Origin of the sequence: Clostridium sp. UBA5988, assembly GCF_002435615.1 — a bacterium.
In the GTDB taxonomy this organism is placed as follows: Bacteria; Bacillota; Clostridia; order Clostridiales; family Clostridiaceae; genus Clostridium_J; species Clostridium_J sulfidigenes.
In genome coordinates, this window is the sequence record NZ_DJBA01000033.1 from 84,978 (window position 1) to 109,814 (window position 24,837).

At 32.3% G+C, this 24,837-nt stretch carries 26 protein-coding genes; 25 read left to right on the top strand and 1 reads right to left on the bottom strand.

Annotated elements, in window-relative coordinates; translation table 11 throughout:
• Positions 1-63: 63 nt before the first annotated feature.
• The 3 genes from B3J31_RS09255 (at position 64) to B3J31_RS09265 (ending at position 2,536) form a co-directional block, all read left to right on the top strand.
• Entirely contained in the window at positions 64-999 is a 936-nt protein-coding gene (locus B3J31_RS09255) for a TIGR01212 family radical SAM protein (RefSeq protein ID WP_346873945.1), read from the top strand.
• Between the two features lie 34 nt (positions 1,000-1,033).
• Complete coding sequence (locus tag B3J31_RS09260) at positions 1,034-1,750, top strand: 2-phosphosulfolactate phosphatase (protein ID WP_346873946.1); 717 nt, start codon at positions 1,034-1,036, stop codon at positions 1,748-1,750.
• A gap of 531 nt (positions 1,751-2,281) precedes the next feature.
• Positions 2,282-2,536 carry a phage holin family protein gene (locus tag B3J31_RS09265; RefSeq protein WP_035134826.1) on the top strand — a complete coding sequence of 85 codons (255 nt, stop codon included), beginning with the start codon at positions 2,282-2,284 and terminating at the stop codon, positions 2,534-2,536.
• Between the two features lie 75 nt (positions 2,537-2,611).
• On the opposite strand, the gene B3J31_RS09270 is transcribed toward B3J31_RS09265, so the two are convergent.
• Positions 2,612-3,787, bottom strand: coding sequence for a class I SAM-dependent methyltransferase (locus B3J31_RS09270; RefSeq protein ID WP_150845451.1), 1,176 nt, complete (start codon positions 3,785-3,787; stop codon positions 2,612-2,614).
• Positions 3,788-4,046: 259 nt separating this feature from the next.
• On the opposite strand from B3J31_RS09270, the gene abc-f reads away from it, so the two are divergent.
• The 22 genes from abc-f (at position 4,047) to B3J31_RS09380 (ending at position 24,835) form a co-directional block, all read left to right on the top strand.
• Positions 4,047-5,603: a ribosomal protection-like ABC-F family protein gene (abc-f, locus tag B3J31_RS09275; RefSeq protein ID WP_346873947.1), complete on the top strand. Its 1,557-nt coding sequence runs from the start codon at positions 4,047-4,049 to the stop codon at positions 5,601-5,603.
• Between the two features lie 288 nt (positions 5,604-5,891).
• Positions 5,892-7,061 carry a flagellin lysine-N-methylase gene (gene fliB, locus B3J31_RS09280; protein WP_346873948.1) on the top strand — a complete coding sequence of 390 codons (1,170 nt, stop codon included), beginning with the start codon at positions 5,892-5,894 and terminating at the stop codon, positions 7,059-7,061.
• A gap of 179 nt (positions 7,062-7,240) precedes the next feature.
• A complete protein-coding gene (locus B3J31_RS09285; RefSeq protein WP_346873949.1) occupies positions 7,241-8,095 on the top strand; it encodes an AraC family transcriptional regulator in 855 nt (284 codons plus the stop codon).
• 199 nt (positions 8,096-8,294) lie between these two features.
• The gene (locus tag B3J31_RS09290; RefSeq protein ID WP_150843632.1) at positions 8,295-9,437 is read left to right on the top strand and encodes an iron-containing alcohol dehydrogenase; all 1,143 of its coding nucleotides are present in this window, start codon (positions 8,295-8,297) and stop codon (positions 9,435-9,437) included.
• 597 nt (positions 9,438-10,034) lie between these two features.
• Positions 10,035-10,865, top strand: a complete 831-nt coding sequence (locus B3J31_RS09295; RefSeq protein ID WP_346873950.1) for a MerR family transcriptional regulator — start codon at positions 10,035-10,037, stop codon at positions 10,863-10,865.
• A gap of 454 nt (positions 10,866-11,319) precedes the next feature.
• Positions 11,320-12,411, top strand: a complete 1,092-nt coding sequence (locus B3J31_RS09300) for a hypothetical protein (protein ID WP_150843634.1) — start codon at positions 11,320-11,322, stop codon at positions 12,409-12,411.
• A gap of 4 nt (positions 12,412-12,415) precedes the next feature.
• Positions 12,416-12,682, top strand: a complete 267-nt coding sequence (locus B3J31_RS09305) for a hypothetical protein (protein WP_150843635.1) — start codon at positions 12,416-12,418, stop codon at positions 12,680-12,682.
• Between the two features lie 120 nt (positions 12,683-12,802).
• Complete coding sequence (locus B3J31_RS09310) at positions 12,803-13,915, top strand: hypothetical protein (protein ID WP_346873951.1); 1,113 nt, start codon at positions 12,803-12,805, stop codon at positions 13,913-13,915.
• Positions 13,902-14,168, top strand: coding sequence for a hypothetical protein (locus tag B3J31_RS09315; RefSeq protein ID WP_346873952.1), 267 nt, complete (start codon positions 13,902-13,904; stop codon positions 14,166-14,168). The genes B3J31_RS09310 and B3J31_RS09315 overlap by 14 nt, the downstream gene beginning before the upstream one ends.
• A 294-nt stretch (positions 14,169-14,462) precedes the next feature.
• Complete coding sequence (locus tag B3J31_RS09320; protein ID WP_346870054.1) at positions 14,463-14,759, top strand: BMC domain-containing protein; 297 nt, start codon at positions 14,463-14,465, stop codon at positions 14,757-14,759.
• Positions 14,760-14,784: 25 nt separating this feature from the next.
• On the top strand, positions 14,785-15,093 hold the full coding sequence (locus B3J31_RS09325; RefSeq protein ID WP_035134854.1) for a BMC domain-containing protein: 309 nt from the start codon (positions 14,785-14,787) through the stop codon (positions 15,091-15,093).
• A gap of 39 nt (positions 15,094-15,132) precedes the next feature.
• On the top strand, positions 15,133-16,626 hold the full coding sequence (locus B3J31_RS09330) for an aldehyde dehydrogenase family protein (RefSeq protein WP_150843638.1): 1,494 nt from the start codon (positions 15,133-15,135) through the stop codon (positions 16,624-16,626).
• A gap of 49 nt (positions 16,627-16,675) precedes the next feature.
• Complete coding sequence (gene cutC / locus B3J31_RS09335) at positions 16,676-19,216, top strand: choline trimethylamine-lyase (protein WP_346873953.1); 2,541 nt, start codon at positions 16,676-16,678, stop codon at positions 19,214-19,216.
• Positions 19,217-19,324: 108 nt separating this feature from the next.
• On the top strand, positions 19,325-20,278 hold the full coding sequence (gene cutD / locus B3J31_RS09340) for a choline TMA-lyase-activating enzyme (RefSeq protein ID WP_150843640.1): 954 nt from the start codon (positions 19,325-19,327) through the stop codon (positions 20,276-20,278).
• Positions 20,279-20,317: 39 nt separating this feature from the next.
• The gene (locus B3J31_RS09345) at positions 20,318-20,671 is read left to right on the top strand and encodes a BMC domain-containing protein (RefSeq protein WP_035134859.1); all 354 of its coding nucleotides are present in this window, start codon (positions 20,318-20,320) and stop codon (positions 20,669-20,671) included.
• Positions 20,668-21,114: a EutP/PduV family microcompartment system protein gene (locus tag B3J31_RS09350; protein WP_346870052.1), complete on the top strand. Its 447-nt coding sequence runs from the start codon at positions 20,668-20,670 to the stop codon at positions 21,112-21,114. Before B3J31_RS09345 ends, B3J31_RS09350 begins: the two co-directional genes overlap by 4 nt.
• Positions 21,115-21,310: 196 nt before the next feature.
• Positions 21,311-21,991: a cobalamin adenosyltransferase gene (locus B3J31_RS09355; protein WP_346873954.1), complete on the top strand. Its 681-nt coding sequence runs from the start codon at positions 21,311-21,313 to the stop codon at positions 21,989-21,991.
• Positions 21,973-22,818 (top strand): ethanolamine utilization protein EutJ, encoded by an 846-nt coding sequence (gene eutJ / locus B3J31_RS09360; RefSeq protein WP_035134865.1) that lies wholly within the window; start codon positions 21,973-21,975, stop codon positions 22,816-22,818. Before B3J31_RS09355 ends, eutJ begins: the two co-directional genes overlap by 19 nt.
• Positions 22,819-22,836: 18 nt before the next feature.
• Positions 22,837-23,139: a BMC domain-containing protein gene (locus tag B3J31_RS09365; protein WP_035134867.1), complete on the top strand. Its 303-nt coding sequence runs from the start codon at positions 22,837-22,839 to the stop codon at positions 23,137-23,139.
• Complete coding sequence (locus B3J31_RS09370; protein ID WP_035134869.1) at positions 23,136-23,399, top strand: EutN/CcmL family microcompartment protein; 264 nt, start codon at positions 23,136-23,138, stop codon at positions 23,397-23,399. The genes B3J31_RS09365 and B3J31_RS09370 overlap by 4 nt, the downstream gene beginning before the upstream one ends.
• 78 nt (positions 23,400-23,477) lie before the next feature.
• The gene (locus B3J31_RS09375; protein ID WP_150843642.1) at positions 23,478-24,140 is read left to right on the top strand and encodes a cupin domain-containing protein; all 663 of its coding nucleotides are present in this window, start codon (positions 23,478-23,480) and stop codon (positions 24,138-24,140) included.
• Positions 24,141-24,157: 17 nt separating this feature from the next.
• Positions 24,158-24,835: a BMC domain-containing protein gene (locus tag B3J31_RS09380; protein WP_346873955.1), complete on the top strand. Its 678-nt coding sequence runs from the start codon at positions 24,158-24,160 to the stop codon at positions 24,833-24,835.
• Positions 24,836-24,837 lie beyond the last annotated feature (2 nt).

Genomic DNA, 24,837 nt, shown 5'->3' on the forward strand with positions numbered 1-24,837 from the left:
AGAAGCTTACTATATGGATATATTTAAAATAGATAACAGAAGAATAGGATAGGAAGATTAGAAATGATAAAAGATTTTAATGGAAAGAGATATCATAATTTAAATTATTTTTTAAGAAAAAAGTTTAATGGACAAAAAACTTTTAAAATATCATTAGATGGTGGATTTACATGTCCTAATAGAGATGGAAAATTATCAAAAGGTGGGTGTATATTCTGCTCTGAGAGTGGCTCAGGAGATTTTGCTGGAGATAGGTTATCGTCTATAACTGAGCAGTTTATTGATATAAAGGAAATGATGAATAAAAAGTGGAAAGATGGTAAGTATATAGCTTATTTCCAAGCCTATACAAATACCTATGCGCCTGTAGAAGTATTAAAGAAAAAGTATGATGAAGCATTAACACAAGAGGATGTGGTTGGACTTGCCATTGCTACAAGACCAGATTGTTTAGAAGAAGATGTGTTAGAATTATTAGAAGATTATTCAAAAAGGGTATATACTTGGGTGGAACTTGGACTTCAAACCAGCAATGATACTACAGCTACCCTTATAAATAGAGGCTATAAGTTAGAAATATTTAAAAAAGCAGTGGAAAAGCTACATAAAAGGAATATAGATGTAGTGGCACATATAATCTTTGGACTGCCAGGAGAAAGTAAAGAGGATATGTTAAAAACCGTTAAGTATATTTCTAAGCTTCCCATAAAAGGAGTTAAGATTCACCTTCTTCATGTAATGAAAAATACAAGGCTAGAAAAGCTGCTAGATGAAGGCAAGATTACATTACTAGAAATGGATGAATATATTGACCTTGTAACTAAGGCTATAACAATGTTACCACAGGATATAGTAATTCATAGACTTACAGGAGATGCTCCAAGAAATTTATTAGTAGGTCCTATGTGGAGTTTGAAAAAGTGGGAGGTCTTAAATGCCATAGATAATAAGTTAGTCACTGAAGACCTATATCAAGGAAAATATTATAAAGAAGATTAATTTAATTAAATGTATAATCAGGGGGGAATAGTACATGAATATTGATGTAGTTATATCTGCACAACATATTAAGCCAGAAAAATTTAAAGATAGGATAGTGGTTGTTATTGATGTCTTAAGAGCAACTTCAGTAATGGTTACAGCATTAAATAATGGTTGTGATAAAATAATTCCTGTAAAAGAGATAGAAGAAGCTATAGATATTGCAAGTAAAGATAGAAATAAATATCTTTTAGGAGGAGAAAGAGGGGGAATAAAAATAGATAAATTTGATTTCTCCAATTCACCTTTAGACTACATTGAGGATATAGTAAAAGGTAAGAGTCTTATAATGACTACCACAAATGGGACTAGAGCTATTAAAAATAGTGAGGAAGCAGAGAAGATATTTATAGGTGCTTTAATAAATGGAAGAGTAGTAGCAGAAAAGTTAGCTAAGTTAAATAAGAATGTAACCTTTGTAAATGCAGGAACCGATGGAGAATTCTCTATGGATGACTTTATAACAAGTGGGTATATAATCAACTGTTTAAGAGATATAATGAAAAACCATTGCACCTTAACAGATATAGCAAAAACTTCAGAATATGTATATATAAATAATCCTAGTATAATAAGTTTTGTAAAAGATGCACTTCATTATAAAAGGATGAAGGATCTCAGGTATAACGAAGATTTAAGATATTGCCTTTCAAAGGATTTAATAAATATAGTTCCAGAATACAAGGATGGAGAAATAAAGATATATTAATGAACAGATTTCTAAGCTTCAGAGGGAGTTTTACTCCTACTGAAGCTTAGAAATCTATTTTAAGAACTGCTGTTTTTAGTAGTTCTTTTTCTTTTTGCTAAAGTTAAAAATATAACTTCATATACTACAGTATATAAGGTAAAGAGAGCTATGAAAATAATTTGCTCAATACCATTCATTTTAGAGGTAGCAAACAATATTATTATAGGGAAACAAAAAACAATCTGAACAAATCTTAGAATGGATAAGCCTTTCATAACATCACCTTTTACCAAATATTACTATATTATTATTGTTACACTTTTAGAACTAACATTCAATAAAAACTGTACAACAAATTTATATCTCATTATCCTTATAATTTAAGAAAATCAAAGAATAAAATTACAATGTGTAAAAATAAGTAAAATCATAAGTAATATGCATAAGTATACCTAGTAGTAGTAAACAACTAAAATTTTATTGAATTTATATAAAATAATGTACTCATCTAAGGATAAAATGAATAAAATATATAAAGGGGGAATATTTATGGAATTCTTTAGTTATATTACAGAGAATGCATTGATACTAATACCAGTGCTGTATATAATTGGTATGATTTTAAAAGGAATAGAGAAGATAAATGATAAATATATACCAGTAATCTTACTTCCTGTAGGTATACTATTATCTATGGGAGTGATGCACAGTTTTAGTGCTGATGCAATAATTCAGGGTGTTTTAGTTACTGGGGCTAGTGTATATGCTAACCAACTAGTAAAACAAAGTCAAAAGAAAGAGTAAAGAAGATTTAAATATAAGAGCTATATAATTTATAAATCAAATAAGATTATAAATTATATAGCTCTTTATAAATAATTAAACTACTTGGAAGATATAAAATTTTAAGTAGTATGATTCATCACTATTCCAAAGAATTGGATGATCAGGAGCTTGAGTTCTAAATTCTACTTGTCTTAGGGTAACCCTTGCATCTTTAGCTGCACTGGCAATGGTATCTCTAAACAGTTCAGGATTCATAAAGTGAGAACATGAACATGTTATAAAATAACCACCTTTATTCACTAATTTCATCCCTCGAAGGTTTATTTCTTTATAGCCTCTTGTAGCACTTTTAATAGTAGAACGAGATTTGGTAAAGGCTGGTGGGTCAAGGATAACCACATCATATTTTCTACCTTCATCAGACCACTCACGAAGTACATCAAAGGCGTTGTGACATTGAAATTTAACTACATCTTGTAGATTATTAAGCTCTGCATTACGTCTACAGAATTCTACTGCATGCTCTGATATATCTACTCCTAATACTGATTTAGCACCAGCAACACCAGCATTTAATGCGAAGGAACCAGTGTGAGTAAAGCAGTCTAGCACAGTGGCATCTTTGCAAAGCTTATGTATAGCAGCTCTATTTTCCTTTTGATCTAAGAAAAATCCTGTCTTTTGCCCATTTTCAACATCAACATAGTACTTAACACCATTTTCAACTATCTGAATCATAGTATCAAAGGGTTCAGTTAAAAAGCCTTTAATCTGTTCCATGCCTTCAAGGATTCTAACCTTAGCGTCACTTCTCTCATAAACACCTTTAGCACCATATTCTTCTACTAGAATTTTTACAATGATATCTTTATATTTATCAATGCCTAGAGCTAGAGATTGAATAACGTAGTAATCTTCTAATTTATCAATTATAAGTCCAGGTACAAAATCAGCTTCTCCAAATAAAAACCTACAGCTAGAAGTATCTATTATCTTTTTTCTATATTCCCATGCAGCTCTAAGTCTTTTTCTGAAAAATTCTTCATCAATTTCTTCATCAATATCTCTAGTCATAATTCTTATAGTAATTTTAGAAACATCATTAATATAACCTTTTCCGATGAATTCCTCTCTGCAATTATATACTTCTACAATGTCTCCATTTTCATATTCACCATCATATTCTTCTATATCAGTAGAGTAAACCCAAAGGTGACCATTCTCCACACTTTTTCCTTTTCCCTTTAGTAGATAGAATTTACAAGCCATTTACATCCTCCTATTATCAAAACAATTAATTATTAATAATTTATATTGTTAAATTTAAAATTGTTATATCTAAAAAATAAATTTACTAAACTTTATTTAGACTTCTTATAGTATAAATTTATAGAGAGGATTTTGCAAATAAATTATTTAATTTTTACCATAGAAAAATCTTTGGTAGTAAAGTATAATATTCTTGGTTTGAATTTTTGAACACATACCATTTGATGGTGATAATCAGAAGGATATAGGAGGAAAATATATGAGTATACTTACAGTTAAAAATATAAGTCATGGTTTTGGGGATAGAGCAATATTTGAAGATGTATCCTTTAGGTTATTAAAAGGGGAACACGTAGGTTTAATTGGAGCTAATGGTGAGGGTAAATCTACTTTTATGAATATAATAACTAGTAAACTTATGCCTGATGAAGGTCAAGTAATTTGGTCTAATAATGTGAGAGTAGGATATATGGATCAACATGTTGCGCTAGAACAAGGACTAGCTATAAGAGATGTACTAAGAGATGCATTTAAATATCTATTTGATTTAGAGACTGAAATGAATGAACTTTATGGAAAAATGGGTGAAATGGACGAAGACCAAATGAATAAGGCATTAGAAAGAACTGCTGTTATTCAAGATATGCTAGATAATAACGGGTTTTATGTTATAGATGCAAAGGTTGAAGAAGTTGCTAAGGGATTAGGACTTTTAGATGTAGGGCTAGATAAAGATGTAACGGCTTTAAGTGGAGGCCAAAGAACTAAGGTTTTACTTGCAAAGCTTCTACTTGAAACTCCAGATATATTACTTCTAGACGAGCCTACAAACTATTTAGATGAAGCACATATAGAGTGGCTGAAGAGATATCTACAAAGCTATGAAAATGCATTTATTCTAATATCTCATGATATTCCTTTCTTAAATTCTGTAATTAATCTTATATACCATGTGGAAGATAGAAAGTTAAGTAGATATGTAGGAGACTATGAAGAGTTTAAGAGAATATATGAAGCAAAGAAAGAACAGCTTGAAAGAGCATATGAAAGACAACAAGCCGAAATTGCAAAACTTGAAGATTTCGTTGCGAGAAATAAAGCTAATGTTGCTACATCTAACATGGCTAAATCAAGGCAGAAGAAGTTGGATAAAATGGATAGAATAGAACTTTCTAAGGAAAAACCAAAGCCAACATTTAACTTCAAAACAGGAAGAGCATCAGGGAAGGTTATTTTTGAAACTAAGGACTTAGTTATAGGATATGATAGTCCGTTAACAAAGCCTCTTAATATTTCTATGGAAAGAGGACAAAAGATTGCCCTTGTAGGAGCCAATGGACTTGGAAAAACTACACTACTTAAGAGTCTTATGGGAGACATAAAACCAATAAGTGGAGAAGTTACCTTAGGTGATTATCAACAAATAGGATACTTTGAGCAAGAAGGCGCATCGGGAAATAAAAATACTTGTATAGAAGAATACTGGAAGGAATTCCCTAGTTGTACTCAATATGAAGTGCGTGCGGCCTTAGCTAAGTGTGGCTTAACTACTAAGCATATAGAAAGTATGGTTATGGTACTATCAGGAGGAGAAGCTGCAAAGGTAAGACTTGCAAAACTTATAAATAGGGAAACAAACATACTAATCCTTGACGAGCCTACTAATCACTTAGATGTAGAAGCAAAGGATGAGTTAAAGAGAGCTTTACAAGAGTATAAAGGAACTATATTACTAGTTTGCCATGAACCGGAGTTTTATAAAGATGTAGTAACTGACATATGGAATTGTGAGGAATGGACAACTAAAATAGTATAGAAACATTAAAGAGAGTTAGATTAAATCTAGCTCTTTTTTGAATTAATTTCCTTTACAATATAAGATTATGAGAATATGATAAAGTAGAATTTAACATAAGGCATCTTCAAAAAATAAATAAGTCAGAATGCTCGTCTATTTTGTGTTATACTGCGTCAACAGAACCCTTAGATAGTGCTACTATCTGCGGAACCTGTTTCCTTGTATAACTCAAAATATACTTCCCATCTTTGACTTATTATTTATTTTCAGATACCTTAAATATATAATAAAACTTTGAGGTGAAAAATGAAAATAAGAGTACCAAAATATCTTAATAAATTTAAATGTATAGCAGATAAGTGTGAGGACACATGTTGCGCTGGTTGGGAAATTGTTATTGATGAAGAAACTTATGATTACTATGAAAATCTTAGTGGTAGCTTTGGAGAAAGACTAAGAAGTGAGATAATTAATGATGGAGAAGACAATATATTTGTATTGAAAAATGGAAACTGTGCCTTTCTAAATGAAAACAAATTATGTGATATATATAATGAACTTGGAGAAGATGGTCTTTGCTATACTTGCAAGAAGTATCCTAGGTATATGGAAGAGTTCGGGAACTTACGAGAAATAGGTATATCACTTTCCTGTCCAGAGGCAGCAAGGATAATGCTAGGTGATTCTAATAAGATGGAGTTTGAGTTAAATGAAAATGATGAGTTTATAACTTCTTATAACGATATTGATGCCATGCTATTTATGGAGCTTATGCAGTGTAGAAATATAATTTTTAATATACTTCAGAATCGTAATATTGATTTAAATATAAGGGCTGCTATAATTCTTGACTTTGCAAAGGAAGTTCAAGATAAGATAGATGAGGATGATCTAACTAGTTTAAAGACCATTAAAGAAAGATATATGGATAAAAATTTTATAAACAAGACTAGTGATGATCTTAATAAAACTATTAGAGATAAAGAGCAATGGTATACTGATATAGAAGAGTATTTTTATGTATTTAAAGGCTTAAAGCATATAAATAACAATGATCCCTTAGGCTTAGATAAGGTGTTATATTATATTAAGAGTAGTGCTGAGAATAAAGATATTTATCTAGATAAATATAAGGAATTTAACAATTTTTATAAAGATAATATGTATAAGTTTGAAAATATATTAGTTTACTTTGTGTTTAGATACTTTATGAAGTCTGTCTTTGATTATGATGTGGCTGCTAAAGTGAAGACTGCTGTGGTGAGTTACTTAATAATTAAGCAGTTATGTGTAGTAAGGTGGATAGAAAGTGGAGATCTTAGTGATGCGGATATAGTAGATATAAGTCATACATATTCTAAAGACATTGAACATTTAGAGGAAAATATAGATACCCTAGCAGACATTTTTAAAATGAATCCTGTATTTAGAGAAGATAGAATTATAAATATATTAATAAATTTTAAAGGTGTTTGATGAAACCTATGAAAAAATAAAAATCATTGACGAGCCTACAAATCACTTATATGTAGAAGAAAAGGATGAATTAGAGATTACTTCCTAAAACACAAATTCTAACATGATATTATGGTGCATGAATTGCAAGGTTTTTCCTAATTTATAATGATATATTTATCTTGAAGGGAGAGATGTTTATGGATTGGCTAGACAGTATGAACAGTGCTATGGACTATATCGAATTACACCTTACAGATAAAATTGAATATGAACAATTAGCGAAAATAGTTTGTTGTTCTGTATATCACTTTCAGAGAATGTTTTCATTTATGAGTGGTGTATCACTTTCAGAATATATTCGTCGTAGAAGATTAACTTTGGCTGCCATTGAGTTACAAAATAGTAACACGAAAATCATAGATATTGCGATGAAATACGGATACGAATCGCCAGAGGCATTTTCAAGGGCATTTAAAGGTATGCATGGTGTTGCACCTAAAGCGACTCGCAATATGGGAATAATGCTCAAAGCCTATCCACGAATGACTTTCTATCTATCTATTAAAGGAGGTATAGAGATGAATTATCGTATTGAACAAAAAGAAAGCTTTGAGGTATTTGGTGTTGTGGGGAATATTCAGGCAGATAGCCAGGAAAAAGCCTTTATGGAGGTACCAAAATTTTGTATGGAATGCGATGAGAACGGTTCGGTTGATCGTATGAATGCTCTTTTAGGAAGGAGCTATGATTCAATGTTACATGCGGCTTTATTTGATTACACAGAGAATTCTTTCAAGTACATGATCTGCCAACATGTAACAGATAATGTGGTTATTCCTAAGGAATATGAAAGATTGTTTGTCCCAGCATTAACGTGGGCTATTTTCCCAGCTGACGACTGCGATATTCCTAGTATATGGAGGCGAATTTATACTGAATGGTTTCCAACATCAGGTTTTATGCAAGTGGAAGGGCCCCAATTTGAGATGTATTATGGTAAAGCTCATAACGCAACAGGTGAAGTTTGGATTCCAGTGAAGAAAGCTAACTAGAGACTATATTAAAAGACTTTGCTTAATGCAAACTGGCAGAACCTTCTGTTGCAATAGTATTTTATTATTGATATAATGAATCAAGTAAAGTTTATTATAAACTTTTTTGATTGTTATAATTGTGGGTTAATTTTATTTTAAAGTAAAGAAAACTAATTCATTCATATCTTGAATATTTTTAAAATAGGAGAGATTGTATATGAAAGAATTTAGTATCAACACAAAGGTCTATTTTGGACAAGGCTCTTTAGAAAAACTAAATGAAATCAAGAATAAAAGAGTGCTAATTGTATGTGATAAGTTTATGGAAACATCAGGTATGGCTGAAAAAGTAACGCAAAAGCTTGTTGATTGTCAAGTAGCTGTATTTAGTGATATTGTACCTGATCCATCTGTAGAAGTTATTGCTGAAGGCATTCAGAAATTACAAAATTGTGATGCTCAGGTTATGATAGCTCTTGGTGGAGGTTCATCAATTGATGGAGCTAAAGCTATGAGAGAATATGCAAAAAAAATTACTGGAGGAGTTTCTTCTATAGAAGAATTCTATGCTATACCTACTACAAGTGGTACAGGGTCTGAGGTAACTGAATATGCAGTAATCACAAATAAACAAGAAGGATTAAAGTATGCTCTTGCAGATAAATCCCTTCTTCCAACAGTTGCAATTCTTGATCCGGAACTAGTAAAATCTGTACCTAAGGCTATAACTGCTGATACAGGAATGGATGTTATTACACATGCTTTAGAGGCTTATGTTTCAAAGAATGCTACTGATTTTTCAGATGCTCTTGCAGAGAAAGCACTTACTTTAGCTTTTAGATTTTTACCACTAGCTTATGCTGATGGAAATGATGTAGTAGCAAGAGAAAAGTTGCACAATGCATCATGTCTTGCTGGAATGGCATTTAATGCTGCTGGTTTAGGAATTACTCATAGTTTAGCTCATGCTGTAGGTGGGAAATTACACATTTCTCATGGAAGAAGTAATGCAATGATACTTCCTTATGTAATAGAATATAATGCAAATTTAAATAAAGGTGCTTTCAATGTAGAATATGACATAGCATCTAAAAAGTATCAAAGAGTTGCCAAGTTATTAAAGCTACATGCGCCAAATGTAAATATTGGGGTTAATAATTTAATTAAAAGTATTGTAGAACTTCAAAAGACTTTGATGATTCCAACAACATTAAAAGAACAAGGTGCTGATATGGAGCTAGCTGAAGCATCGAAAGAAGAAATCATTAAAGCAGCTCTTAATGATATATGTACAACAGCAAATCCTAAAGAAGTAACAGGAGAAGATTTATCAAAAATTTTAGAAAAAGTTTTTGGATAAAATTTTGTATTTTATACCACTCATTAATGAGTGGTTTTTTTATTGGTTCTGCTAAACTCCTTAAGTTTAGGCTAGAATATTATATATTTAACCCGATGTAATAAATTACCTCTTTACAGTTTGACTATAATATGTAATATTATTTATACGAATAATATATTTTTTCTTTAATTTTATATGGTAAAATATTCATTTTAAGGTTAAATATTATTCTTCAATTATTTTTGAATATTATCAAATTTTGTTTATTCAAATTCATATAATTAAGTATTCATAATTCTCATCATAATCATATCCATTTATATAAAAAGTTTGATACAACAATTATCCAAGGTTTCATTAGGATTTTTATTATATATATAAGTTTATGATAAACATTTTGAAAATTGCAAAGAGTTCATAGCTCTTAGAATAAATTTAAAATGTTTATAAATATTACAAAAGTGAAGTTATTTTTTTAATGCTTATAAGGACTCCTCCTTATAAACTTTACATTTAGTGGGGGAAATTCTTTTTAATAAAGTTTTAAAATCTTAAAATATAAATGATTGAGATTTTAAAAACGGCTAAAAATATTATAAAAGAGGTGAACTTAGTATGGGAGAAGAATTATATTCCATAGGAAAAGTGGAAGAGATATGTAAAATAACAAAAAAAGCACTGAGATATTATGATAAAATGGGCATATTATCACCTGATAAAGTAGCTGATGAAAGTGGCTATAGATACTATAGCAAGAAAAACTTGCTATCTGTACCAGTAATAAAATATTATAAGCAAAGTGGATTTAAGCTAGAAGAAATGAGAGCTTTTTTACAAGGAACAACCTATGATTTTTTTGATAAAAGTTTTAGAACAAAAATTGATGAATTAAGAGAACTTGAGAAGGAAATAAATTTAAAGATAAGATCTGTAAGAGATTGGCATGCACTTATAGTTGAGGCACAGATGGTAATTGAAAATAATGTTTGTGATGTCTCTATAAAATATATTGATGAGCGCAATTTAATCTTCTTAAATCAAAATTTTAATTATGATTATATGGAATGTATAATTAACATAGAGTTTAACAATTATATTGATAGTATAAATAATGCAATAACAGGGCCTGTAATTATATGTTTTCCATCTTTTGAGGATAAGATTAATGGGAAATGCAGTAAGATGAAAATAATGCAAGAGACTATTTTAAAGTGTAAGGACGATGAAAGTATTGAATTTGGTGGATGGTTAGCAGCTTCTTGCTATCATATTGGTACTCATGAAACAATTAATGAAACATACATAAAAATAAAAGAATGGGCTAAGGAACATGACTATATATGTTCTGAAGAATCTTATGAAAGATATGTAACAGATTATTGGACAACTAAAAACACTGACAAGTTTGTAACGGAAATTTTGATTAAAATTAGAAGGAAGAGATAGATTCATTAAACTGAAAATACTGAAAACGTTGACCGTAGGGTAAGGGATAAAATGTCGATAAAACTCGGTTTGTAAAAAAATACAAATATATCTTTTGAAAAAACTACATATATTTCTTTTATAAAATAAAATTTCTACTCCATGATATTGACGGAAACTAGTATTTAGCACTTAAAATAACTGGCACAACTAACTTATAATTATTTATTGAGTTAGTTGTGTTAATTTTTTTTGAATTTTTATGATAATTACATGTTGACTTTACCCCATAGGGAAAGGCATATAATTTAATTGTTAATAAAATAACCACAAGATATCAAATGAAAAGTTATTCAATAGTTTTAAAATGAAATATCCCAAATTATAACAATCGCAAAACGTTCTCATTGTAAATTTTTATTTAATAATATAAATTTAAAAGTTATTATCAAATAAGTGGAAGGGGATTTATTTTATGAAGGAAGTTTCGAAAACGGTAAGTTTAGAAGCCATTACTGCAAAAAACAAATTATCATCTGATTTCCTTAAAAAAGGAATTTCAATTGCTCTTTTTTCAGGTCTTATGTATGGATTTTATTCAGCATTTTTAACATTGGGAATGACTAAAGGAGTATGGGGTGACTGGTATGGTGCTAATACAGCAGGTTTATCAGCAGTAGTTATTACATATGTACTTGGTGCCCTTGGTAGTGCCGTAAACGATACATGTAGTGCTGTTTGGGCAGTAATTTATGCAACTGTTAAAGGTAAACTTGGAGATTTCTTCAGATGTCTTAAAACCAAACCAGGTGCTGTAATGATATTGGCAGCTCTTATCGGAGGACCAATTTCAAGTACAGCTTTTGTTGTGGCTTTACAAATGGCGGGTTCAATTGTTATTCCAATTACAGCTCTTTGTCCAGCTATCGGTGCTATTTTAGGAAGAATATTATTCAAACAAAAACTAGACAAACGTATGATGCTTGGTATTGCCATCTGTGTTGTATCTAGCTTTATGATTGGTAGCACTAGTATTGGTGGAGATGCTCCAGCTGGAATGTTCCTTGGAATTTGTATTGCATTTATTGCAGCTCTTGGATGGGGATTTGAAGGTTGCGTAGCTGGATATGGTACATCTATGATTGACTCAGAGATTGGTATTACAATTCGTCAAGCTACATCTGGGCTTTCAAACTTAATAATATTAGTACCTTTATTTGGAATGATATTTGGAGATGGTATTAAATTTTCAACTAATTTAGTTAGCCAAGCCTTTACAAGTGGTCCTGCAATGATATGGTTTGCACTAAGTGGACTTTGTGCTTTTGTTTCATACATGAGTTGGTATAACGGCAATAGTATGTGTGGTGCTGCTCTTGGTATGGCTTGTAATGGTACATATTCCTTCTGGGGTCCATTTTGCTGTTGGATAATTCTTGGAGTGATAGGCGGTATGGACGGATGGGCATTACCTCCAATCGTATGGATTTCTGCGGTATTAATGATGTTCGGTATCCTTGTAATAGCTATGAATCCAATGGATTTGTTTAAAAAGAAGGAGGTATAAGATAATGAAGCCGCTTAATTATGCAATATTAAAATATTTTACAAAAACTAATGAAGCTTGCGCTGATGATGTTATAAATGCTCTAAAAGGTGAGTATGGCAACTTTAAAGCTTTGAAAAAGAAAGCTGTAATTACGGCGTTAATGACAGCGGAGGCAAATGGTCTCATTGAAGAAACGAGATTTGAATTAGATAAAAATGGTGAGTTAAGAGTTTATTATAGAGCCCACGAAGATGGTGCTGCTACAATCAACAAATATATAAAAGACTAAGAAAAATTTTTGAATTAATTAATTAAAAGGCTCATTGCTATAATTTATGTTTCATAGGGATGAGCCATAATTATTTATTAATATACAAAAGATATGGTTAATTGAAAGGAGTTTTATTTTATGAAGGAAGTTTCAAAAGCAGTAAGCCCACAAGCTATGGCTGCAAAGAAGAAATTATCAAGTGATTTCTTCAAAAAGGGTATATCTTTAGCTTTATTTTCAGGACTTACCTATGGGTTATATACAGCATTTCTGACTATGGGTATGACAAAAGGAGTATGGGGTGACTGGTATGGCATTAATTCAGCAGGTTTATCAGCATTTGTTATAGCATACTTACTTGCTGCACTTGGTAATGCAATAAATGATACATGTAGTGCAGTTTGGGCGATTTCATTTGCATTAGTAAAAGGTAAATTTAAAGACTTTGTAAGATGCATTAACACTACTCCAGGACGAATTATGATATTAGCAGCTCTTATTGGAGGACCTATAGCGGGTACTGCTTATGTTATAGCTCTTCAAATGGCTGGCCCAATAGTTGTTCCAATATCAGCTCTTTGTCCTGCTATTGCTGCTATATTAGGTAAAATTTTATATAAGCAGGAATTAAATAAACGTATGGCTTTAGGTATTGCAGTATGTGTATTTGCTAGTTTTTTAATTGGTAGTACAGGCTTTAGTGGTGGTGCTTCAGCAAATACTTTAATCGGTATTTTAATAGCTATTATTGCAGCTCTTGCATGGGGATTTGAAGGTTGTGTAGCTGGATATGGTACATCAATGATAGATCCTGAGATAGGTATCTGTATTCGTCAAGTTACATCAGGTATAGCAAATTTATTCATCCTAGTTCCTGTTTTTGGAATTATGGCTGGCGGAATGAACATTTCTGTTGACCTTGCTATACAAGCATTCACAAGTGGTCCTGCAATGATTTGGTTTGCATTAAGTGGTCTTTTATCATTTATCACATTTATGACATGGTATGCTGGAAACAGTATGTGTGGAGCAGGGCTTGGAACTGCATGTAACGGTACATATTCATTCTTTGGACCATTATTCTGCTTATTATTATTAGGAGTATATGGTGGAATGGATGGATGGTCATTACCTTCAGTTGCTTGGATTGGAGCTGTAATAATGATGTTTGGTATCCTTACAATATCTATGAATCCACTTGATTTATTAAGAGGAAAAAAAGAGGGGGATAAAATAGATGAAGCCGCTTAATTATGCAATATTAAAATATTTCACTAAAGTAGAAGAAGCTTGCGCAGATGATGTTATAGAAGCGTTAAAGGGAGAATATGGAAGTTTTAAAGCTTTAAAAAAGGATGCTGTAATTACTGCTCTAATGACAGCAGAAGCAAATGGTCTTATTGAGGAAACAAGATTTGAATTAGATAAAAACAACCAATTAAAGGTTTATTATCATGCCCATGAAGATGGTGCAGCAACAATTAACAAATACATAAGAGATTAATTTTTAACATTACCCATAGGGTAATGCTTATGAAGAAAAATCTCTTATGAATTTAGTAAAATAGTTATTCTTATTAAACATTAAGAAAAGACTTTACTCTTAACAGCATAATTTCTTGTAAAAATATTTAAGAAATTTAATGCAAGAAATATATTGACTTTCCCCCAAAGGGTAAGGGATATAATCAATATATAAGAACAAACAAAAGATGCATGCAAACATAAATATAATATATAGAAGTTATGTAGTTAAGCTAAAGTATATTAAGCTAAAAATAGGAAGGAGGAATTAGTAATGAGATATTATGGAGATGAGGCTTTAGGCCTTGTAGAAACAATAGGATTGGTTCCTGCACTTGAGGCTGCAGACAAAATGCTTAAGGCAGCTAATGTTGAATTAATTTCATATGAAAATATTGGTTCAACACTTGTAACTATTATGGTAAAAGGTGATGTTGGTGCAGTAAGATCTGCTGTAGAAGCAGGTGCTGAAGCAGCGGCAGCAATTGGTAAATTAACAGCACACAATGTTATGCCACGTCCAATTAGAGAAGTTGGAGATATCGTTTCAGTACACGATATCGACGCATAAAGCATAGAAAGGAAATGATTTACATATGTCAAGATATGAAGCTTTAGGATTAATCGAAACTTTTGGTCTGGTTTTTGCTTTAGAAGCAGCAGACGCTATGTGCAAAGCAGCAGATGTAGAACTAATAGGATATGAAAACGTTGCGTCAGGTTATATATCTGTTTTAGTTCGTGGTGATGTTGGTGCTTGCAAAACAGCAGTAGATGCTGGTGTTGCAGCAGTTGAAGGAATGGAAGGTGGAAGCCTTTATAGTTCAATAGTTATTCCAAGACCACACCAAGATCTAGAAAAAATAATAAAACGTTATGCAATTACAAATCTTGTAACAGAATAATAAATTGAAAAATTTTTCTAAGGAAAAGGAGAGAGAAAAATGAATATTATTGATAATGATTTACTCTCCATGCAGGAAGCGAGAATTCTTGTTGAAAATGCTCGTGAGGCACAAAGAAAATTAGCAGCTTTCCCACAAGAAAAACTTGATGAGATAGTTGAACGTATGACCGAAGAGATTGAAAAACATTTAAAAGAACTTGCAAAAATGTCTAATGAGGAAACTGAATATGGAAAGTGGGAAGATAAACATATTAAAAATCACTTTGTATGTAAGTATCTGAAAAACAGACTTAAAGGTATGAATTGTGTAGGTATCATTAGTGAAGATAAAATGAACAAGACAAAGGATATAGGAGTACCAATGGGGGTTATTATAGCCTTTTCTCCATCAATGAGTCCTGTTTCTACAACCATATATAAGGCGTTAATTGCAATTAAGTCAGGAAATGCAATCATATTTTCACCTCATCCAAGAGCTAAAAATACAATTTCTAAAACAATTGACATTTTAATTAGAGCTGGAGAAGGGGTAGGGCTTCCGGAAGGTGCACTTGCATATTTGCATACAGTGACTTCAAGTGGTTCATTAGAACTTATGAATCATAAAGATACTTCACTAATAATGAATACAGGGGTTCCAGAAATGCTTGATGCAGCTTATAAGTCCGGCAAACCAGTAATTTATGGTGGTAATGGAAATGGTCCAGCATTTATAGAACGTACTGCTGATATTGAGCAAGCTGCTAAAGATATTATTGATAGTAAGAGCTTCGATTATGGAGTTGTATCTGCTGCTGAGCAATCAATTGTTGTGGATAGCTGTATAGTAGCTGAAGTAAAACAAGAACTTAATAAAAATGGTGGATACTTTATGACAGAAGAAGAAGCTGAAAAATTGGCATCAATCTTATATTACAAAGATGGAAGTTCTGACATGGATATGATCGGGAGATCACCACAATTTTTAGCTAAAAAGGCTGGATTCAGTGTTCCTGAAAATATAAGAGTTCTTATTTCTCAGCAAAAATTTGTATCTCAAAGAAATCCTTATTCAAGAGAAAAGCTTTGTCCTGTTTTAGCTTTTTATATAGAAGATGACTGGATGCATGCTTGTGAAAAGTGTATAGAATTATTACTTAGTGAGAGACATGGACATACACTCATTATACATTCAAAGGATGAAGAGGTTATTCGTCAATTTGCATTAAAAAAACCTGTTGGAAGAGTACTTGTTAACACTCCAGGAACTTTTGGAAGTATGGGAGCAACCACAAACTTGTTTCCATCAATGACTCTAGGTAGTGGATCTGCAGGGCATGGAATGACTTCAGATAATGTTTCACCTATGAACTTAATATATGTACGTAAAGTTGGATATGGAGTTCGTAAGGCAGATGAAATTGTTGGAATGATGGACAATAAAGAGGATTCCAACTATGAAGTTTTAAAAGATAAATTAAATGCAAATGAAATTGATAGCGTTAAGCTATTAGAGAGTATTTTGAAAAAAGTTTTAAATGACTTAAAATAATAGGTCATACTAAATGTATGAAATATATTAAAGAATGTGAGGGAATAAATTGGATATTCGTGAATTTTCAAATAAATTTATGGAAGCTACTCAAAACATGTCTGATGAAGAACGTGCTAGTTTAATGAAGATGTTTTCTAGTGTTTCCAAAGAAATAACAAAGGAAGAATCAACTACTAGTTGTGTTGTGTGTGACAATAATGGTGAAATTCCAGATGGAATAACAGAGCGTTTAGTTAAGTTAAAGGAAAAATACTTAACTCATGTACCAACAATCACTACTCACAAAGCAAGAGTTATTACTCAAATTGCAAAAGAAAACCCTGGTATACCTAAGGCAATTTTACGTGGTAAGTCTTTCAAGCGTTGCTGTGAAACTGCACCATTAGTAATTCAAGATAATGAGCTTATCGTTGGTGCACCAAATGGACAACCTCGTGCTGGATCTTTCTCTCCTGATATATCTTGGAGATGGATGAGAGACGAGATTGATACAATAGGAACTCGTGCGCAAGACCCATTCTACGTATCAGAAGAAGATAAGAAAATCATGCGTGAAGAATTATTCCCATTCTGGGAAGGTAAATCAATCGATGAATATTGTGAGAGTCAATACAGAGAAGCTGGAGTATGGGAACTTTCTGGAGAATCTTTCGTATCAGATTGTTCATACCATGCATTAAACGGAGGAGGAGACTCTAACCCAGGATATGACGTTATCTTAATGAAAAAAGGTATGCTTGACATAGTAAAGGAATGTAATGAGAAATTAGCTGACCTTAGCTATGAAAGACCAGAAGATATGGAGAAAATATACTTCTATAAATCTCTAATCGATACTGCAGAGGGTGTTATGATATACGCTAAACGTATGTCAGATTATGCTGCAGAATTAGCAGCAAAAGAAACTAATCCTACTCGTAAGGCTGAGTTATTAAAAATATCAGAAGTAAATGCTAGAGTTCCGGCTCATAAGCCAAGCACTTACTGGGAAGCAATTCAATCAGTTTGGACTATAGAATCATTACTTGTAGTTGAAGAAAACCAAACAGGTATGTCTATAGGACGTGTTGACCAATATATGTACCCATTCTATAAAGCTGATATTGAAGCTGGACGTATGACTGATTTTGAAGCATTTGAGTTATCTGGTTGTATGCTTATAAAAATGTCTGAGATGATGTGGCTTACAAGTGAAGGAGCTTCTAAATTCTTCGCAGGTTACCAACCATTCGTTAACATGTGTTTAGGTGGAGTTACTAGAGAAGGAAGAGATGCTACAAATGAATTAACATACCTTCTAATGGATGCAGTTCGTCATGTTAAGATATATCAACCAACTTTAGCTTGTCGTATACACAAAGCATCACCTCAAAAATATCTTAAAAAGATAGTTGATGTTATCCGTGCAGGTATGGGATTCCCAGCATGTCACTTTGATGACGTTCATATAAAAATGATGTTAGCTAAGGGTGTTTCTATAGAAGATGCAAGAGATTACTGCTTAATGGGATGTGTTGAGCCACAGAAGTCAGGAAGATTATATCAATGGACTTCTACAGGATATACTCAATGGCCTATATGTATAGAACTTACTCTTAACCATGGTGTACCACTATGGTATGGTAAGCAAGTATGCCCAGATATGGGAGATCTAAGCAACTTCAAAACTTACGAGCAATTTGAAGCAGCTGTTAAAGAGCAAATTAAATTCATTACTAAATGGACAAGTGTTGCTACAGTAATTTCTCAACGTGTTCACAGAGATCTTGCACCAAAACCACTTATGTCTATGATGTATGAAGGATGTATGGAAAATGGTAGAGGAGTAGAAGCAGGCGGAGCTATGTATAACTTCGGACCAGGAGTAGTATGGAGTGGTCTTGCTACTTATGCAGACTCTATGGCAGCTATAAAGAAATTAGTATTTGAAGATAAAAAATATACACTACAAGAAATGAATGAAGCTTTAAAAGCTGATTTCGTTGGATATGAACAACTTAAAAAAGATTGTTTAGAAGCACCTAAGTATGGTAACGATGATGATTATGCAGACTTAATTGCTGCAGATTTAATTAACTTTACTGAGCAAGAACATCGTAAGTATAAGACATTATATTCAGTTCTTAGCCATGGTACTTTATCAATCTCAAACAACACTCCATTTGGACAACTTACAGGAGCTACATCAAATGGACGTAGAGCATGGATGCCTTTATCAGATGGTATAAGTCCAACTCAAGGAGCTGACTTTAAAGGGCCTACTGCTATAATTAAATCTGTTTCTAAAATGTCTTGCGAGGATATGAATATAGGTATGGTTCATAACTTCAAGTTAGTAGCTGGTCTTCTTGATACACCTGAAGGTGAAAATGGAATCATTACATTACTTCGTAGTGCATGTGCCCTTCAGCTTGGAGAAATGCAGTTCAACTATTTAGATAACAAAACATTACTTGAAGCACAAAAACACCCAGAGCAATACCGTGATTTAATTGTTCGTGTTGCTGGATATAGTGCATTCTTTGTTGAGTTATGCAAAGATGTTCAAGATGAAATTATCAGCAGAACTGTGCTTACACACTTTTAATTAAAAAATTGTATAAAATCTGTAATCTGCAGCAGTGTTCTGTAGATTACAGATTATAAATAAGATATATATTAAAAATCAAGGTAATGAAACTGGAGAATGAAAAATATGAGTAATGAAAACTTAGGTATAATCGAACGAAAAGCGACGATTTTTAATATACAGAAATATAACATGTATGATGGAGATGGAGTAAGAACTTTAATATTCTTTCAAGGTTGTCCTCTTCGTTGTAAATGGTGTGCAAATCCTGAAGGACTAGTTAAAAAGCATAGAGTTATGTTTAAAAGTAATTCATGTGTTAATTGTGGGGCTTGCGTTTCTGTTTGTCCTGTTGGAATACATACCATATCTAATGAAACTTTAAAGCATGAAGTTAATCGTGATATTGATTGTATCGGATGTGGTAAGTGCAAAGAAGCCTGTCTTAAATCTGCTTTAACAATAGTTGGAGAAGTAAAAACTATTTCGGAACTTTTGGAGATTGTAGAGGAAGATAGAACTTTTTATGAAGTTTCTGGTGGTGGTGTTACATTAGGCGGTGGTGAAGTTTTAATGCAGCCTGAAGCAGCTTGCAGTTTGTTAATGGCATGTAAGCAATCAGGAATAAATACTGCAATTGAAACTTGTGGTTATGCAAAACTTGAATCAGTACTTAAGGTTGCGGAGTTTACAGATTTATTCCTATTTGATGTTAAACATATTAATTCTGATAGACACTTTCAGTTAACAGGTGTGAGGAATGAACAGATTTTAGAAAATCTGCAAGAACTACTTCGCCGCAAATATAATGTAAAGATTCGTATGCCTTTACTTAAAGGTATAAATGATTCTCAAGATGAAATTGAAAAGACTATGGAGTTTTTAACACCATACAAAGATTATAAAAATTTTAAAGGGATTGACTTACTTCCATATCATAAGATGGGGGTAAATAAATACAATCAATTAGGAATGGAATATCCTATAAAGGATGATCCAAGTTTAAAGAATGAAGATTTAGATAGAATAGAAGGATGGATTAAAAAGTACGATTTACCTGTAAAAGTAATCCGTCATTAAATAATTTTCAAATAGATTATAAGATGGAAGGTAAGGTTTATGGGAGATTTTCTTGATAGAAACATACAGCGTGTTATACAAGAGTCAGTGCCAGGAAAGCAGATTACAATAGCACATATCATTGCGTCACCTATGTCTGATATATATGAACGTCTTGGAATCGATGAAAAAGGAGCTATAGGGATTTTAACTCTTTCTCCATATGAAACTGCAATTATAGCTGCAGATATTGCTACAAAGTCTTCTAATGTTGAAATTGGGTTTCTTGATCGTTTTACAGGTTCTGTTGTAATAAATGGCGATGTTCAAAGTGTGGAAACAGCACTTGGAGCAGTAAACGATACGTTAAGAGATATGCTTGGATTTACTCCGGCACCCATTACAAGGACATGAGAAAAAAGCGCATAATGGTAATTGGACCTTCAAGATGTGGTAAAACCACATTAGTTAATGCCCTAAATAATTATGATGGTCCGCTAAAACGAACACCAGATTTAATTTATGGTAAAAACACTATTGATGTTCCAAGTGCTTATTTAGAAAATTCATGGATGTACAAGCATATAATAGCAGCAGCTCAAGATGCATCTCATGTGCTTATATTGGTTGATCAGTCTAATTGCAATGAAATATACTCCCATGGATTTGCAAAGTCTTTTAGATGCCCGGTGATTGGAGTTATTACAAAATGTGACTTGATACCTGAAAATGAAGAAAAATGTTTACGACAGTTGAAGAACATAGGAGTATCAAAGCCATATTTTAATATTAGTTTTCCAATGGGAACAGGAATTGATGCTTTGAAAAAGTATTTATCCGATGACTACCCGCTCTAATACTCCCAGTTTCTATCAAAGTGGGAGATAAGGGCGGCTACGTCCCTGGATAACGATTTCCCCTAAAGGACAACGAATTCTAAGTATCGAAAATACTGATACTAAGAATTCTGTTAGTAAGCTTCAGGTGGAGCGAAAAAACTCCACCTGAAACTAAGAACTCTGTTTATTTGAAAAAGGTGAGGAGTAAAGGTCAATGATGAAATTTATTACCGAAGAGTATTTGAGAGATTTATATCGAAAAGAACCTTTTAATACCTACAAGTTACAACAAGGACAGCGCCTTACACCTGGAGCAGCTCAATATTTGTCTGATAAAAGAATAACAATGAATAATGATGATTCTAAAAAAGATAAAAATGTTTCTCAAGAAAATAAGACTGAAGCAGTAAAACCAGAGAGAAACACTAATTTATATTTGAAGAAACTTTGTTGTAAGTTGAAATCTATGGAGGCAGTATTTCTTGTTACTAGTAGTGAAATATTAAGAGAAGATATCATTTTAGCACAAAATGTTATGAATTTAGGTAGAAAAATATCAAACATCAGAAATGTTGTGGAAGGAAAAGGTGTTCTTGAGTCTATTTGCTGCAAAGAATGCACTGGAATTAATCCATTAAATTTCATGACTGACCTTGATGATTGTTTTGAAATAACAGAATTTCATATGCAGCTTGAAAAAAGCAATGCAATTTTAAAAATGAACGCACTACGTTGTGCTATGCGAGAATTACAATTTGATATAATTGATACCTACAAAAATGATGATGACGGTTTAAAAAATAGAATTATGGAGAACACTAATTCAATAATTAATTCGCTGTCTCAATTGATTTGTTCAGCAGTAGGAGGAAAAGAATGTCAAAGAAAAAATTAACTTTTGAATATTGTGATAAGATGGTTCAAGATTTTGAAGAGGTTATAGAAAAGCCAATCCTTAACGGTTCTTCTGTTTATTATACAGGTGTGGACTTAGGTACTGCTTGTGTAGTTTTGGCTGTTTTAGATGAAAACTATAAGCCGGTGGCTGGTGCATATAGGTATGCAGATGTGGTTCGTGATGGTATGGTTGTAGACTATATTGGTGCCATAAGAATTGTTAGAGAACTTAAGCAGGAAATTGAGGAAAAATTGAATACAGAGCTTCTTTATGCAGCTGCTGCAATTCCACCTGGAACAGATGCTTTAGATTCTGGAGCAATTAAAAACGTAGTTCAGTCAGCAGGATTTGAATTAACAAATCTGTTAGATGAACCTACTGCTGCCAATGCTGTACTTAAAATTCAAAATGGTGCAGTTGTTGATATCGGTGGTGGTACAACTGGAATATCAATTTTAAAAGATGGAAAGGTTGTTTATGTTGTTGATGAACCAACAGGAGGTACTCATTTCTCATTAGTTATTTCTGGTGCTTATGGAATGCCTTTTAAAGAGGCAGATAAGTTTAAAAGAAATAATGAAAATCACAAGGAAATTTTACCTGTGTTAAAGCCAGTAGTTGAAAAGGTGTCATCAATTATTAACCAGCATATTAAGAATCATGATGTGAATGAAATTTCTTTAGTTGGTGGTACTTGTTGCTTAACTGGAATTGAAGAAATTATTCAGAAACAGACTGGAGTTTATACTCACAAACCTAAGAATCCTATGTTTGTTACACCACTTGGAATAGCATTAAGTTGTACACAAGATATTATGGAATAATAAGGAGAGTGTTTTAAAGTGGATTTTAGAATTATAAAATCACCTTCCCAGAGCACTAAAGATATTCTTATAAGACGGATTGGTGGAAATTGTAAAACCAAATTAGACGGTGTTGATGCAATAGGACTTGTTCAAGGCAAACTTATCGATATGATATATGCTACAGATATTGCTGAGAAAAGTGCTGGTGTCACTGTTGAAGATATAAAGGGCACATGTCCCCAACACATGGTTTTAATTGGAATTTTTGGCGACACATCATCAGTTGAATCTGCAATAAATGAGATTAAACTGAAAATGAAAGAAGGAAAAACAATATGATAGTAGCAAGACTTATTGATAATGTATGGGCAACTAGAAAAGCTGAATCACTTAACGGACTTAAGTTTATGCTTGCTGAGGAAATTGGTGGAGTTGATGAAGGACGTAGATTTATTGTTGTTGACAATATCAGTGCAGGTATTGGCGATAGAGTTATCGTTAGTACTGGATCATCTGCTCGTAGAATGTTAGGCGATGATAATATACCTGTAGATGCAGTTGTTGTTGGAATAGTTGATAATGATTGTAACTTTGGTTAAACACAATCTTTCTTAAAAATAATCATAGGATTTTAGGTTTTTTATAGATACCAATATTATTTGAAAGGAAGTGAAAATATGAAAAAATTAATCTGTGCAAAAGATATTGAACAATTAATATTAAAGGGTGAAAAAGTATTTTATATAGATGGTAGTGAAATAATTACACCATCAGCTAAGGATCTTGCAAAGAACAATGAAATACTATTTACTACAGAAGCTCCTGCACCTAAGGTAGAGACTTTAGAAGCTAAAAAGGTTCCAAGCATAGAAGGTATGGATAGTGAAATGATGCTTAATTTCTTCAGAGCAATGATGGACAAGGGTCTTTTACAAGAAATGCTTGAATGCTTAAAGCCAAAGAATCTTCTATTTGAAGCTGAAAGTGATCCTAATGGACTTAAAGTTGTTAGAGGAAAAACAGTAAAAATGGACGTATTCGACACTGGAAATCCAAATGCAAAGGCTTATTTCCAAGAGTTAGTAAGTAAAGAAGAATCAAAAATGAGTGCTGGATTTTTAGTTATTGAAAATTCAAAGTTTGATTGGGAATTAACTTATGAAGAAATTGACTATGTTATTGAGGGAACTTTAACAGTTGAAATCAATGGAAAAACATATACAGCTCATGCTGGAGATGTGCTATTTGTTCCATCTGGTTCTAAAGTAGTTTGGGGTTCTCCAGACAAAGCAAGGGTATTCTATACAACATATCCAGCAAACTGGGCAGATCTTTTATAAATTAGGGGGATTGACCTATGCAAGCACTTGGTTTAATAGAAACAAAAGGATTACTTGCATCTATTGAGGCAGCTGATACAATGGTGAAATCTGCAGATGTAAGTATTATTGAAAAAACCTATGTAGGTGGCGGTCTTGTTACAATTGCAGTTACAGGTGATGTAGGTGCAGTAAAAGCAGCTATAGAAGCTGGAGTAGCAGCTGTTAAAAATCTTAATGAAGAAGCTTTAGTATCAGAACATGTAATTCCACGTCCTCATGAGGAGTTGGAAAGCATAATTGGATCTAAATCTTTAGTGGAAACTCAAGAGGCTTTAGTATCTGATGAAAAAGTTGAAGAACCTGAAGAGATTCAAGAGACTCAGCAGATCCAAGATGCAGAAGACTTAGAAGTTGTTGAAGAAATTCAAGAAACTGAAGAAGTTGAAGAAATTCAAAATAGTGATGCTTTAGACAATGATTTAGATAAACTTCATAAAGGAAGTTTAGAGAATCTACATAAAGATGATGTAGATAATTTAGTTATTAAAAATGGTATTGATAAAACCGTTTTAATATTATCTAAGCTAAAGGTAGTTAAGCTTAGAAATCTAGCTCGTGAATATAAAGATTTTGGAATTACAGGTAGAGTCATTTCAAAAGCAGGTAAAAATCAATTACTTGCTAAATTCAAATTGTATTACGAGAAAAATTAGAT